Origin of the sequence: Stenotrophomonas sp. GbtcB23 (assembly GCF_019091045.1) — a bacterium.
Lineage (GTDB): Bacteria > Pseudomonadota > Gammaproteobacteria > Xanthomonadales > Xanthomonadaceae > Stenotrophomonas > Stenotrophomonas rhizophila_A.
The window spans coordinates 20489-33368 of sequence record NZ_JAGXKC010000007.1 but is presented as its reverse complement, the minus strand read 5'-3'; the positions used below and the strand labels follow the sequence as shown (position 1 = coordinate 33368).

Here is a 12880-nt window from a genome sequence, read left to right as displayed (position 1 = left end):
ACCTGCCGCCCATATCCGTGCCGGGGTGCTCCGCGAGGAGTTCGGACACGGAAGCGACAGGGAAGCCAAACCCCGGAACCCCCCGCCTTGCGGCGGACCGCCCTCTATTACCCGTGGCGGCCGGTTCCCTATCAGGAGTATTGCAATGCCCCAGGTCACCATGCGTCAGATGCTGGAAGCCGGCGTCCATTTCGGCCACCAGACCCGTTACTGGAACCCCAAGATGGGCCAGTACATTTTCGGCGCCCGCGGCAAGATCCACATCATCAACCTGGAAAAGACCGTTCCGCTCTTCAATGACGCGATGAACTTCATTTCCAGCGTCGCGCAGAAGCGCGGCACCATCCTGTTCCTGGGCACCAAGCGCAGCGCCCGCGAGTCGATCCGCGAAGAAGCCGAGCGTTGCGGCATGCCGTTCATGAACCAGCGTTGGCTGGGCGGCACCCTGACCAACTTCCGTACCGTGAAGCAGTCGGTTGCCCGCCTGAAGGAACTGGAAGCCGGCGAAACCGACGGCACCTTCGACAAGCTGGTCAAGCACGAAGTGCTGGGCCTGCGTCGCGAGCGTGACAAGCTGGAAGCCTCGCTGGGCGGCATCAAGGAAATGAACCGCCTGCCGGACGCGATCTTCGTCATCGACATCGGCCACGAAGACATCGCCATCAAGGAAGCCAAGAAGCTCGGCATCCCGGTGATCGCGGTCGTCGATACCAACTACAACCCGGAACTGGTCGATTACGCGATCCCGGGCAACGACGACGCCATCCGTGCCGTGCAGCTGTACGCCCGCGCCGCTGCCGACGCCGTGCTGGAAGGCAAGGCTGCTGCTCCGCACGCTGCCACCGTCCGTGAAGAAGAGTTCGCCGACGCCCCGGCTGCCGAAGAAGCCAAGCCGGCCCGCCGCGCTCCGGCCAAGAAGGCTGCTGCCGACAAGGGCGAAGCCCAGGCCTGATCCAGGCCCGCGGTGGGCGCCTGGCGTCCACCGCTCCTGTCCGCTGCCACTGGCGCGATGACAGGATGCTGTCACATGGGCCGGCCACGATGCCGGCCCAACCCCTTTCTTTCGTGAGGAATTCCCGTGGAAATCACTGCTTCCCTGGTCAAGGAACTGCGCGAGCGCACTGGCGCCGGCATGATGGAGTGCAAGAAGGCACTTACCGAAAACGGCGGCGACATCGACGCTTCGGCCGAGTGGCTGCGCAAGTCGGGCCTGGCCAAGGCCGACAAGAAGGCTGACCGCGTTGCTGCCGAAGGCATCATCGTGTCGGCACAGGACGGCAACAAGGCCGTGCTGGTCGAAATCAACTCCGAAACCGACTTCGTCGCCAAGGACAGCAACTTCCTGGACTTCGCCAAGGCCGTTGCCTCGGTCGCGCTGAGCTCGGGCGCTGCCGACATCGATGCGCTGAAGGCCGCCAAGCTGCCGTCGGGCGAAACCGTCGAAGAATCCCGCGCTGCGGTCATTGCCAAGGTCGGCGAAAAGGTCGACGTGCGTCGCATCGTCCGCCTGGAATCGTCGAACAACGTCGCGGCCTACGTGCACGGCGGCCGCATCGGCGTGCTGGTTGAACTGGCCGGCGGCGACGCCGAGCTGGCGCGTGGCCTGGCCATGCATGTGGCTGCCATGAACCCGCCGCACAACAAGGCTGCCGACGTGCCGGCCGAGTTCGTTGCCAAGGAAAAGGAAATCGAACTGGCCAAGATGTCCGACAAGGACAAGTCCAAGCCGGCCGACATCCTCGAGAAGATCATCAGCGGCAAGATCGCCAAGATCGTCAACGAAGTCACCCTGTACGGCCAGCCGTACGTGCTGAACACCGACCAGTCCGTCGAGCAGGTGGTCAAGGCCGCCGGCGCCGACGTGATCGGCTTCAAGCGCCTGGCTGTTGGCGAAGGCATCGAGAAGGTGGTGGAAGACTACGCCGCCGAAGTGATGAAGCAGGCCGGCCTGGCCTGATCCATCGCCTCAAGCGATGACACGAAAAAGCCCGGCGCAAGCCGGGCTTTTTTTTGTGGCCGGCGACCCTCAGCCCTTCGCCTGGAACGAAACTTCCTCATACGGCTGCACCACCACCCAGCCTTCGCCGGCGAAGCGCAGCTGCAGGGTTTCGCCCGAACCGCGCCCGACCAGCGTACCCAGCGAAATATCGGTGACGATCTCGGGCGTCAACGAGCCCGACCAAGCCACCGTTGCGTTCGGGTCGGTGAACACCGGGCCGCCCTGCGCCGTCACCGGCAGCGTCAGCGGCTCGTAATGCGAGGTGATCGCCACGATCCCGTGCCCACTCAGGCGCATGTTGAACAGCCCGCCCGAGAGCATGCCTGCCACCTTGCGCATCATGGTGATCTTGGACTCGATGCCCGTCTCAAAGGCCAGCACATCGTTGCCGTTGACGAAAATCGACTCGCCCGCCAGCCGCAGCAGCGTCACCTGCTTGCCCGCATCGGCCAGGTAGGCCCGCCCCTGCCCCTCGATCTTCATCAGCTGCAGCCCCTCACCGCTCACCATTTTCTTCAGCAGCGTGCCCAGCCCCTGCTCCAGCAACCCCTGGCGGGTGAACTTCACCGCCCCCTTGCGCGCCACCATCGAACCGGCCTTGGCCCAGACCATGCCGTTCACCCGTATCTCCAGCATGTGCGGGCTCTCAAGCTCGAAGGCGTCCGCACTGACATCTTTTTCGTGCGTGCTGGCGAGGAATTCCTGAAGCGACTTTACGGCCATGGGGTCCATCCTTTTTTATTGGAGGCCGCATGGTACCCGCGCCGCCCACCGCATTGCAGCAGCGGACGCCACCAGTGCCACTCCCCCATCCGCCAGCGGATGTGGTACCAAAGAGCTCATTGCCCCACCGCCGCACGATCTGCCCGTTGGTTTTGCATCGAAAGGCACCTCGACCCCCACCTGTCGCAGGCAACATTTCCCACAACGCAAGCACCAACACTCAAATCTGTGACGCACACCATGTATTCTTGCCACATCACCTCAGTATTCCCGCCATGCCTCCCGAGCTGACAGCCGCCCTGGCGCTCTGCCGCAACCTGCCCTCGCCGCCCGGTATTGCCCTGCGCATCATCGAACTGGCGCAGGATCCGGAAACCGACATCACCACGGCCGCCGACGTCATCGCCATCGACATGGCGCTGAGCGCGCGCATGCTGCGCATTGCCAATTCGCCGCTGTATGCCAGCCGCCGCCGGATCGAGAACCTCGGCCAGGCACTGACCATGCTGGGGCTCAACGCCACCGTCAGCCTCGCCCTGGGCTTCACCGTCACCCAGGACCTGACCGCCCACGGCCAGGGCCAGGACGTGCGCGAGCGCGCCTGGCGGCGCAGCATCCTCAGCGCGCTGGCGGCCAGCCTGCTCGGCCAGGCCCGCGGCCTGCGCAAGGCCGAAGAGCTGATGCTGGCCGGCCTGCTGCAGGACATCGGCGTGCTCGTGCTGGCCCAGAGCGAGCCCGAGCGCTACCTGCCGCTGCTGCGCCAGGCCCGCGACAACGAGGCCCTGATCGCCCTCGAACGCGAGCACCTGGACTGCACCCATGCCGAGGTGGGCGCGTGGATGGCCGAACAGTGGGACCTGCCGCGCTACCTGGTGGACGCCATAGCCCGCAGCGAATCGCCGGCCGCGGCCGAGGACAACTTCCAGGCCTGCGTGGCCCTGTCCGGCGCGGTCGCCGACATCTGGCTCAGCGCCGACGCCGATGCTGCCCGCGAACATGCCCTGCAGCAGGTCAACGAGACCCTCAAGCTGGACAGCGCGCAGTTCGACCAGGTGCTGGCCCGGATCGGCGAAGCCCTGCCCGAGATCAGCGCCCTGTTCGAGACCACGCTGATTTCGCCTGCGCGCGTGCAGCAGCTGATCGACCATGCCCAGGAGCTGGCGACGCTGCGCAACCTGCGCGAAATGCAGGATGCCGCCCTGGCCCGCCAGCGCGCCGACGAATTCGAGGCACGCGCCAACCGGCTGGCCGAACAGGCCCACCGCGACGCCCTGACCGGCGTGCTCAACCGCCGCCAGCTCGAGGCCGTGCTGGAACAGGAGTTCCTGCGCGCCACCCGGCACGGCTGGCCGCTGTCGGTGGCCTTCATCGACCTGGACGATTTCAAGAAGATCAACGACGCCCACGGCCACCTGCTCGGTGACCAGGTGCTGCGCGAGTTCGCCACCCAGCTGCAGGAACACCTGCGCAACAGCGATACCGTGGCCCGCTTCGGCGGCGAGGAATTCATCGCCCTGCTGCCCAACACCACCGAGCTGGTGGCGCTGGACGTGGTGCGCCGGGTGCTGGCCAGCATCGTCAACACCCCCATGGCCGAAGTAGCCGACGGCCCGCTGTTCGTCACCTTCTCCGCCGGCGTGGCCACCCAAGGCGGCTATGAGCGTTTCGCCGATGTTCAGGACCTGCTGAAGGCCGCCGACGACGTGCTGTACCGTTCCAAGAACCTGGGGCGCAACCGCGTGATTGCGCGTTCACCGGGGACCGCCACGGCCTGAATGGAGTCAGGAAGCGGCGATCCACCGCTGTGGCAGGGCTGCGCCGCAGTGCAGCAGATTTTCCACGCCGAGTGCCGCCGCATCCAGTAGAATTCCCGCGTTTTCCACGCATCCAGAGGCCACCATGTCCAATCTTTCCTATCGCCGCATCCTGCTGAAAGTTTCCGGGGAGGCACTGATGGGGGATGAGGACTACGGCATCGACCCCAAGGTCATCAACCGCCTGGCGCGCGAAGTGATCGAAGCCCAGCAGGCCGGTGCCGAAGTGGCGCTGGTCATCGGCGGCGGCAACATCTTCCGCGGCGCCGGTCTGGCCGCCGGCGGCATGGACCGCGTCACCGGCGACCAGATGGGCATGCTGGCCACCGTGATCAACGCGCTGGCCATGCAGGACGCGCTGGAGAAGCTGGGCGCCAAGGCCCGGGTGATGAGCGCCATCAAGATCAACGACGTGTGCGAGGACTACATCCGCCGCCGCGCCATCCGCCACCTGGAAAAGGGCCGCCTGGTGATCTTCGCCGCCGGCGTCGGCAGCCCGTTCTTCACCACCGATTCCGGTGCCGCGCTGCGCGCCATCGAGATCGGCGCGGACCTGCTGCTCAAGGCCACCAAGGTCGACGGCGTGTACGACAAGGACCCCAACAAGCACAGCGATGCGGTCCGCTTCGACAGCCTGACCTACGACGAAGTGATCCGCCGTGGCCTGGAAGTGATGGACACCGCCGCCTTCGCCCTCGCCCGCGACAGCGACCTGCCGCTGCGCGTGTTCGACATGGGCCAGCCGGGCGAACTGCTGAAGATCCTGCACGGCGAGAACATCGGCACCCTGGTGCGCGGCCGCGACGCCACCTGACCGGCGCGCCGGCCATGGCCGGCACCCGCCCGTTCAGCGCGGACCTTGGTTCACCCCATTTCGCCTATAATCGCCCGATTCCCAGTGACACCCAGGATTCGGGCGATGCTCAACGAAATCAAGCAGGACGCGCAGACGCGCATGGCAAAGAGCATCGATGCTCTGAAGCAAACCCTGACCTCCATCCGCACCGGCCGTGCTTCGCCGGCCCTGCTGGACCGGATCACGGTCAAGGCCTACGGCACCGACACGCCGCTCAACCAAGTCGCCTCGATCAGCGTCTCCGAAGGCCACTCGCTGGTCATCACCCTGTTCGACAAGGGCATGATCAAGGACGTGGAGAAGGCGATCTACGCCTCCGATCTCGGCCTGACCCCCAACGTGGCCGGCACCGTCATCCGCCTGAACTTGCCGCCGCCGACCGAAGAGCGTCGCCGCGAGCTTGGCAAGCAGGTGCAGAAGGAAGGCGAAGGCGCCAAGATCGCCATCCGCAACATCCGCCAGGATGCGAACAAGGCCATCGCCGCCCTGCTGAAGGACAAGTCGATCAGCGAAGACGACAAGAAGCGCGGCGAAGACGACATCCAGAAGCTGACCGACAAGTCCATCAAGGACGTCGACAGTGTGGTTGCCGAAAAGGAAAAGGAACTGATGGCGGTCTGAGCATGACCCAGGCCCCGACCAGCAGCTCCACCGCCGCCGTGCCCCGCCACGTTGCCATCATCATGGATGGCAACGGACGCTGGGCGCAGAAGCGCCGTCGTCCGCGCGTGATCGGCCATCGGGCCGGCGCGCGTGCGGTCAACCGCACCATCGATTTCTGCCTGGAGCGTGGCATCGCCGCGCTCACGCTGTTCGCCTTCTCCAGCGAAAACTGGGGCCGGCCGAGCGACGAAGTTGACGCGCTGATGAAGCTGTTCCTCAATGCACTGGACCGCGAGGTGGATGAACTCCACCGCCGCGGCGTGCGCGTGCGCTTCATCGGCGAACGCGAGCGCTTCGGTGCCGGGCTGGTCAGCCGCATGCAGCTGGCCGAGCAACGCACCGCCGGCAATACCGCCATGACCCTGAGCATCGCCGCCAGCTACGGTGGCCGCCAGGACATCGCCAGGGCCGCACGCGAACTGGCCGCCGAGGTCGCGGCCGGGCGCCTGCTGCCCGAACAGATCGACGAAGCGCTGCTGGGCAGCCGCGTCGCCCTGGCCGACCTGCCGCCCCCGGATCTGTTCATCCGCACCGGTGGCGACACCCGCGTCAGCAATTTCCTGCTGTGGCAGCTGGCCTATACCGAACTGTGGTTCACCGAGGTGCTGTGGCCCGAGTTCGACGCCGCCATCCTGCAGCAGGCGCTCGACGCCTACGCTGCACGTGAACGCCGCTTCGGCCTGACCAGCGCCCAGATCGCCGCCCTGGCCACCGAGACGTCCACCCCATGACCAAAACCCGAGTCATCGCCGCGCTGATCATGGCGCCGGTCGCCATCGCCGCGATCCTGCTGCTGCCCACCCAGTGGCTGGCCGCCGCCGCCGCCGCCGTGTTCCTGATCGGCCTGTGGGAATGGTTGAAGCTGGCCGACGTGGACGACACGCTGGCCCGCACCGTGCTGCTGGTGCTGAACCTGGTGCTGATGGTGCTCATCGTCTGGGCCGACGCCGGCACGCTGGTGCTGTACCAGATCGCCGCACTGGTGGGCATCGGCTGGTGGCTGCTGGCCCTGCTGTGGCTGCGCTTCTTCACCTTCGGCGCCGAGCCCGGCAGCCCGGCGCGGTCGCTCAAACTGCTGGCCGGCACCCTGGCCATCGTGCCCGCCTGGGCCTCGTTGGTGCTGATCCACGCCAGTGGCGACAAGGGCCACCTGTGGCTGCTGACCGCGCTGGCCGTGGTCTGGGCCGCCGATTCCGGCGCGTACTTTGCCGGCCGCACCCTGGGCCGCACCAAGCTGGCCCCGCGCATCAGCCCCAACAAGACCTGGGAAGGGCTGGGCGGCGGCATGCTGGCCGGCCTGCTGGTGGCCCTGGTGTTCGGCTGGATCGCCGGGGTCGCGCCTGGGCACGTGGTCGGCCTGGTCATCACCACGGTGGTCGCCGTGTTCGCCTCGGTACTCGGCGACCTGTACGAAAGCCTGCTCAAGCGCCATGCCGGCGCCAAGGACTCGGGCCACATCATTCCGGGCCACGGCGGCGTGCTGGACCGCATCGACGGCGTGCTGGCCGCGCTGCCGGTGTTCGCGCTGGGCAAGGAAATCTTCGGATTCTGAGCATGCAGAGCACTACCGCCCCCCGCCGGGTCGCCGTGTTCGGTGCCACCGGCTCGATCGGCGCATCCGCGCTGGACGTGATCGCGCGCCACCCGGACCGTTACCGCGCCACCGTGCTGGCCGCCGGCACCCAGGTGCAGGCGCTGGTTGCGCTGTGCGCGCTCCACCGGCCTGCGCATGCGGTGATCGCCAGCGAAGCGCTGTATGCGGATCTGCGCGATGGCCTGCGCGCCGCCGGCCTGGACACCCAGGCGCATGCCGGCGCCGCCGCGCTGGACCAGCTGGCCGCCAGCGACGCATGCGACACCCTGGTCGCCGCCATCGTCGGCGCGGCCGGGCTGTCCTCGACCCTGGCCGCCGCCGGCGCTGGCAAGCGGATCCTGCTGGCCAACAAGGAATCGCTGGTCCTGGCCGGCGAGCTGCTGATGCAGCGCGCCACCGCCGCCGGGGCCGAGATCATCCCGATCGACAGCGAACACAGCGCCATCTTCCAGTGCCTGCGTTCGCGCGACGCCAGCCTGGACCAGGCCGGCGTGCGCAGGATCCTGCTCACCGCCTCCGGCGGCCCCTTCCGCGGGCGCAGCCGGGCCGAGCTGGCCGAAGTCACCCCGGCCCAGGCAGTCGCCCACCCGAAGTGGTCGATGGGCCCGAAGATCTCGGTCGATTCGGCGACGTTGATGAACAAGGGGCTGGAGGTCATCGAGGCCCACCACCTGTTCAACATCCCCGGCGAGCGCATCGACGTGCTGGTGCACCCGCAGAGCCTGGTGCATTCGCTGGTCGAATTCGTCGACGGCTCCACCCTGGCCCAGATGGGCCTGCCGGACATGCGCACCACCCTGGCCGTGGGCCTGGGCTGGCCGCACCGCATCGAATCCGGGGTCGGCGGGCTGGACCTGCTGAGCCAGGGCCGGCTGGATTTCGAGGCCCCCGACACCGACGCCTTCCCCTGCCTGGGCCTGGCCTGGCAGGCGATGGCCGCTGGCGGCACTGCCCCGGCGGTGCTCAATGCGGCCAATGAAGTGGCTGTTTCAGCGTTTCTTCAGGGGCGGATCGCTTTCCTAGCCATTCCAGGGCTGGTGGCTAACGCTCTTTCAACACTGCCTTCCGCGTCCGCCGATACACTGGAGGGCCTGCTGGCCGCCGACCAGCACGCCCGCCAGATCACCCAAGCCGCCATCGACCACGCCTGAATGCCCTTCCCGCTCCTTTCCCGCGACGTCCACCATGGGTGAATTCATCGGCTCCGTCTGGTGGATGATCGTCAGCCTTGGCCTGCTGGTGACGTTCCATGAGTTCGGTCACTACTGGGTCGCGCGGCGCTGTGGAGTGAAGGTGCTGCGCTTCTCAGTCGGCTTCGGCAGACCGCTGTGGATGCGCCGCAACCGCAACGGTACCGAATTCGCCATCGCCGCCATTCCACTGGGCGGCTATGTGAAGATGCTCGACGAGCGCGAGGTCGAGGTACACCCGGCCGAACGCGGCCTGGCCTTCAACCACAAGAGCGTCTGGCAGCGCATCGCGATCGTGGCGGCAGGCCCGATCGCCAACCTGGTGCTGTGCGTGGCCCTGCTGTGGGCCATGTTCGTACTGGGCAAGCAGGATTATTCGGCCACCATCGGCCGCACCACCGGCATGGCCCAGGTGGCCGGGCTGCAGGCCGGTGACCGCGTGCTGAGCGTGGATGACCGCAGCGTGGTCACCGCCGGCCAGGCCGCCATGGCCCTGACCACGGCCGCCATGGACCGCCACGATGCGAAGGTGGAGGTGGTCGATGCGCAGGAGCAGGTGCGCACCCGCACCCTGCCGCTGTCGCAGCTGCCGGCCGGCTTCGATGAGCGCTGGGTGGCCTCGCTGGCCGGCCTGACCTGGCAGTTCCACCTGCAGCCGGCACTGGTCGAACAGGTGCTGCCCGATTCCGCCGCCCAGGGCGTGCTGTTGCCGGGCGACCTGGTGGTGGCCGTGGATGGCCAGCGCATCGATGCGGCCGACCAGGTCTCCCCGGCCATCCTCGCGCTGGGCAAGCGCGGCGGCCCGGGCATGATCGAGGTGCTGCGCAACGGCGACCGGCTGGCGCTGGAAGTCACCCCGCGCCAGGGCAAGGACGGCCGCGGCCAGCCCACGTGGCAGATCGGCATCGGCTTCCCGCAGGCCAGCGCGCCGGCCTATGACACCACCCTGCAGTACGGCCCGCTGGCGGCCATCCCGGCGGCGCTGCGCGAAACCGCGCGCGCGGCGGGCGATTCGCTCGGCATGATGCGCCGCATCGTGACCGGCAATGCCTCGCTGCAGAACGTTTCCGGCCCGGTCACCATCGCCCGGGTAGCCAACCAGACCGCCCAGCGCGGCCTTGATTGGTTCCTCTGGTTCCTGGCCGTACTCTCGCTCAGCCTGTGCATCATCAACCTGTTGCCCATCCCCATCTTGGACGGCGGGCACCTGCTGTATTACCTTATCGAGTTGGTCAAGGGCAGCCCGCTCAGCGAGCGTGCCATGGCGGCCGGCCAGTACATCGGCCTGGCCATGCTGGCCGGACTGATGGGACTGGCGTTCTACAACGACATCCTCGGTCTGTTCCCGCGATGAACTTTTACCCTTTTGTCGTCGTCTTATGCGCCGGCATCCCGCAACATCGTATTCGACTCCAACCGGACGTGACATGACGCGACTCCCCAATCGCCGCCTGCTTGCCCTCGCACTCGCCGCCGGTTTCGGCGCGCCCGCCCTGGCCCAGGCAGCCGAGCCCTTCACCGTCAGCGACATCCGTGTCGATGGTCTGCAGCGCATCACCTCCGGTACCGTGTTCACCTACCTGCCGGTGGAACGTGGCGAGACCCTGACCGACAACAAGGTCGGCGAGTCGATCCGTGCCCTGTACAAGACCGGCTTCTTCGAGGACGTCCAGCTTGAGCGGCAGGGCGACATCCTGGTGGTCACGGTCAAGGAACGCCCGGCGATCAACAAGCTGACCGTCACCGGCAACAAGGACATCAAGAGCGACCAGCTGCTCAAGGGCCTGAGCGACATCGGCCTGAGCGAAGGCGGCACGTTCGATCGCCTGAGCCTGGACCGGGTGACCCAGGAACTGCGCCGCCAGTACAACGACCGTGGCAAATACAACGTCGAGATCACCCCGACCGTCAGCCCGCTTGACCGCAACCGCGTGGACATCACCATTGCGATCAAGGAAGGCAAGGCCGCCAAGATCCAGCACGTGAACCTGGTCGGCACCGAGAAGTTCGAGTCCAAGGACATCCTGGAAACCTGGGAATCCAAGGAGCACAACTGGGCATCGTGGTACCGCCGCGACGACCAGTACTCCAAGGAAAAGCTGTCCGGCGACCTGGAAAAGCTCAATGCCTGGTACCTGGACCGCGGCTACGTGGACTTCAGCATCGATTCCACCCAGGTCTCGATCAGCCCCGACAAGCGCGACATGTTCATCACCGCCGGCGTGACCGAAGGTGAGCAGTACAAGATCTCCGAGATCAAGGTCACCGGCGACACCATCCTTCCGCAGGAAGACGTGGAGCGCATGCTGATCCAGAAGTCCGGCGATACGTTCTCGCGCGCCCTGCTGGAATTCAGCTCGGACGCCATCACCAATTCGCTGTCCAACATCGGTTACGCGTTCGCCAAGGTGAACCCGATCCCGACCAGCAACCGCGCCGAACGCACCGTGGCGATCAACATGCAGGTCGTGCCGGGCCCCCGCGTGGGCGTGCGCCGCATTGTGTTCAAGGGCAACACCCGCACCTCCGATGAAGTGCTGCGTCGTGAAATGCGCCAGTTCGAGAACAGCTGGTACTCGCAGGCCGCGATCGACCGTTCCAAGATCCGCCTGCAGCGCCTGGGCTACTTCGAATCGGTGGATGTCGAAACGCCGCCGGTCACCGGCAGCAACGACCAGGTCGACGTGGTCTACAACGTCAAGGAAACCACCTCGGGCAGCTTCGTGTTCGGCCTGGGCTATTCGCAGTCCTACGGCATGACCACCTCGGTGCAGCTGTCGCAGAACAACTTCCTGGGCGGCGGCAACCGCGTGTCGGTCGAAGCGTCGCGCAGCAGCTACCTGCAGCGTTACGGCTTCTCCTACACCAACCCGTACTTCACCGACGACGGCGTGTCGCTGGGCTACAACCTGTCCTGGCGCGAGCTGGATTACTCCGACTTCAACACCGCGCAGTACAACAGCACCAACGGTGCGGCGCAGGTGGTGTTCGGCGTGCCGATCACCGAGAACGACACCGTCTCGCTGATGGTGGGCATCGACAGCAACCAGATCACCACCTACCAGGGTGCAACGCCGCAGGCGATCATCGATTACATCGATGCCATCGGCCAGCGCACGTTCCACTCCTGGCGCACGGAGCTGGGCTGGGCGCGCGACACCCGCAACGATTACTTCATGCCCACCCGCGGCATGTACCAGCGCGTGGGCCTGGAAACGACCCTGCCGGGTTCGACGGTCGAGTACTACAAGCTGAACTACCAGGTCTCCAAGTACTGGCCGATCATCCCGTCGCTGGTCATCAATACCCGCGCCGAGGTCGGCTACGGCGACTCCTACGGCAACGATGTCACCCGCGTGATCACCAACCCGGATGGCACCACCCGCACCGTGACCGCGTCGGGCCTGCCGTTCTTCGAAAACTTCTACGCCGGCGGTACCAACTCGGTGCGCGGTTTCGAAGACAACACCCTTGGCCCGCGCTCGGAGCCGACCGCTTCGTACAACCGTGGCCAGCCGCTGGGTGGTTCGCTGAAAACCGTGGGTTCGGTCGAAGCCTACTTCCCGCGCCTGTTCGACAGCCCGTCGGCCCGCGTCTCGGCGTTCTTCGACGTCGGCAACGTGTATAACGGCGTGGACAACTTCAAGGCCAACGAACTGCGTGCCTCGGCCGGTGTCGCCCTGCTGTGGCGCGCCCCGGTCGGCCCGATCTCGATCAGCTACGCCTTCCCGCTAAAGAAGGAAGACGGCGACGAAATCGAACGCCTGCAGTTCACGTTCGGTGGTCAGTTCTAAGCGCTGGACGCATCAGCAGAAACGCCGGGCATTGCCCGGCGTTTTTGTTTGTGGGGACTGGCCCGCTTTTGATCACCCTTGGCAACCGACACACCGTCAGAGGGCCGGCGGGTGCGGGGGTACGGGGGCTTTACCAAACATGGATGTTTGGTAAGAGCCCCCAGGGATGGGTTCACGGCGCCCCCCGTACCCCCGCACCCGCCGGCCCTGCGCGCGAACCCGGCAACCCTCGGGCTGTTCGCCTGAA

11 protein-coding genes are annotated in these 12880 nt (G+C 66.4%); 10 read left to right on the top strand and 1 reads right to left on the bottom strand.

Going from position 1 to position 12880, the window contains the following annotated elements; translation table 11 throughout:
* The first annotated feature begins 145 nt into the window (after positions 1–145).
* Entirely contained in the window at positions 146–952 is an 807-nt protein-coding gene (rpsB, locus tag KVS69_RS04715) for a 30S ribosomal protein S2 (RefSeq protein WP_068850494.1), read from the top strand.
* A 126-nt stretch (positions 953–1078) separates the two neighbouring features.
* Entirely contained in the window at positions 1079–1957 is an 879-nt protein-coding gene (gene tsf, locus KVS69_RS04710; RefSeq protein WP_068850491.1) for a translation elongation factor Ts, read from the top strand.
* Between the two features lie 69 nt (positions 1958–2026).
* Here tsf and KVS69_RS04705 read toward each other — a convergent pair whose 3' ends face one another.
* A complete protein-coding gene (locus KVS69_RS04705; RefSeq protein ID WP_068850489.1) occupies positions 2027–2722 on the bottom strand; it encodes an AIM24 family protein in 696 nt (231 codons plus the stop codon).
* Positions 2723–2997: 275 nt separating this feature from the next.
* Here KVS69_RS04705 and KVS69_RS04700 point away from each other — a divergent pair, with 275 nt between their 5' ends.
* The 8 genes from KVS69_RS04700 to bamA all read left to right on the top strand — a co-directional run bounded on the left by KVS69_RS04700 (position 2998) and on the right by bamA (position 12633).
* A complete protein-coding gene (locus tag KVS69_RS04700; RefSeq protein WP_217537308.1) occupies positions 2998–4497 on the top strand; it encodes a GGDEF domain-containing protein in 1500 nt (499 codons plus the stop codon).
* A 124-nt stretch (positions 4498–4621) separates the two neighbouring features.
* Complete coding sequence (gene pyrH, locus KVS69_RS04695) at positions 4622–5350, top strand: UMP kinase (RefSeq protein ID WP_068850483.1); 729 nt, start codon at positions 4622–4624, stop codon at positions 5348–5350.
* A 105-nt stretch (positions 5351–5455) separates the two neighbouring features.
* On the top strand, positions 5456–6013 hold the full coding sequence (gene frr / locus KVS69_RS04690) for a ribosome recycling factor (protein ID WP_068850481.1): 558 nt from the start codon (positions 5456–5458) through the stop codon (positions 6011–6013).
* A gap of 2 nt (positions 6014–6015) precedes the next feature.
* The gene (gene uppS / locus KVS69_RS04685) at positions 6016–6786 is read left to right on the top strand and encodes a polyprenyl diphosphate synthase (protein ID WP_068850479.1); all 771 of its coding nucleotides are present in this window, start codon (positions 6016–6018) and stop codon (positions 6784–6786) included.
* Positions 6783–7607, top strand: coding sequence for a phosphatidate cytidylyltransferase (locus KVS69_RS04680; RefSeq protein ID WP_068850477.1), 825 nt, complete (start codon positions 6783–6785; stop codon positions 7605–7607). The genes uppS and KVS69_RS04680 overlap by 4 nt, the downstream gene beginning before the upstream one ends.
* 2 nt (positions 7608–7609) lie before the next feature.
* Complete coding sequence (locus KVS69_RS04675; protein ID WP_217537305.1) at positions 7610–8800, top strand: 1-deoxy-D-xylulose-5-phosphate reductoisomerase; 1191 nt, start codon at positions 7610–7612, stop codon at positions 8798–8800.
* Positions 8801–8834: 34 nt separating this feature from the next.
* Positions 8835–10193, top strand: a complete 1359-nt coding sequence (gene rseP, locus KVS69_RS04670) for an RIP metalloprotease RseP (RefSeq protein WP_217537302.1) — start codon at positions 8835–8837, stop codon at positions 10191–10193.
* Positions 10194–10266: 73 nt separating this feature from the next.
* The gene (gene bamA, locus KVS69_RS04665; protein WP_068850466.1) at positions 10267–12633 is read left to right on the top strand and encodes an outer membrane protein assembly factor BamA; all 2367 of its coding nucleotides are present in this window, start codon (positions 10267–10269) and stop codon (positions 12631–12633) included.
* The last annotated feature ends 247 nt before the right edge of the window (positions 12634–12880 follow it).

Bases quoted from the DNA above. Each gene is read 5' to 3' on its own strand.
- rpsB (WP_068850494.1), top strand. From the start codon at position 146: ATGCCCCAGGTCACCATGCGTCAGATGCTGGAAGCCGGCGTCCATTTC.
- KVS69_RS04705 (WP_068850489.1), bottom strand. From the start codon at position 2,722: ATGGCCGTAAAGTCGCTTCAGGAATTCCTCGCCAGCACGCACGAAAAA.
- KVS69_RS04700 (WP_217537308.1), top strand. From the start codon at position 2,998: ATGCCTCCCGAGCTGACAGCCGCCCTGGCGCTCTGCCGCAACCTGCCC.
- pyrH (WP_068850483.1), top strand. From the start codon at position 4,622: ATGTCCAATCTTTCCTATCGCCGCATCCTGCTGAAAGTTTCCGGGGAG.
- frr (WP_068850481.1), top strand. From the start codon at position 5,456: ATGCTCAACGAAATCAAGCAGGACGCGCAGACGCGCATGGCAAAGAGC.
- uppS (WP_068850479.1), top strand. From the start codon at position 6,016: ATGACCCAGGCCCCGACCAGCAGCTCCACCGCCGCCGTGCCCCGCCAC.
- KVS69_RS04680 (WP_068850477.1), top strand. From the start codon at position 6,783: ATGACCAAAACCCGAGTCATCGCCGCGCTGATCATGGCGCCGGTCGCC.
- KVS69_RS04675 (WP_217537305.1), top strand. From the start codon at position 7,610: ATGCAGAGCACTACCGCCCCCCGCCGGGTCGCCGTGTTCGGTGCCACC.
- rseP (WP_217537302.1), top strand. From the start codon at position 8,835: ATGGGTGAATTCATCGGCTCCGTCTGGTGGATGATCGTCAGCCTTGGC.
- bamA (WP_068850466.1), top strand. From the start codon at position 10,267: ATGACGCGACTCCCCAATCGCCGCCTGCTTGCCCTCGCACTCGCCGCC.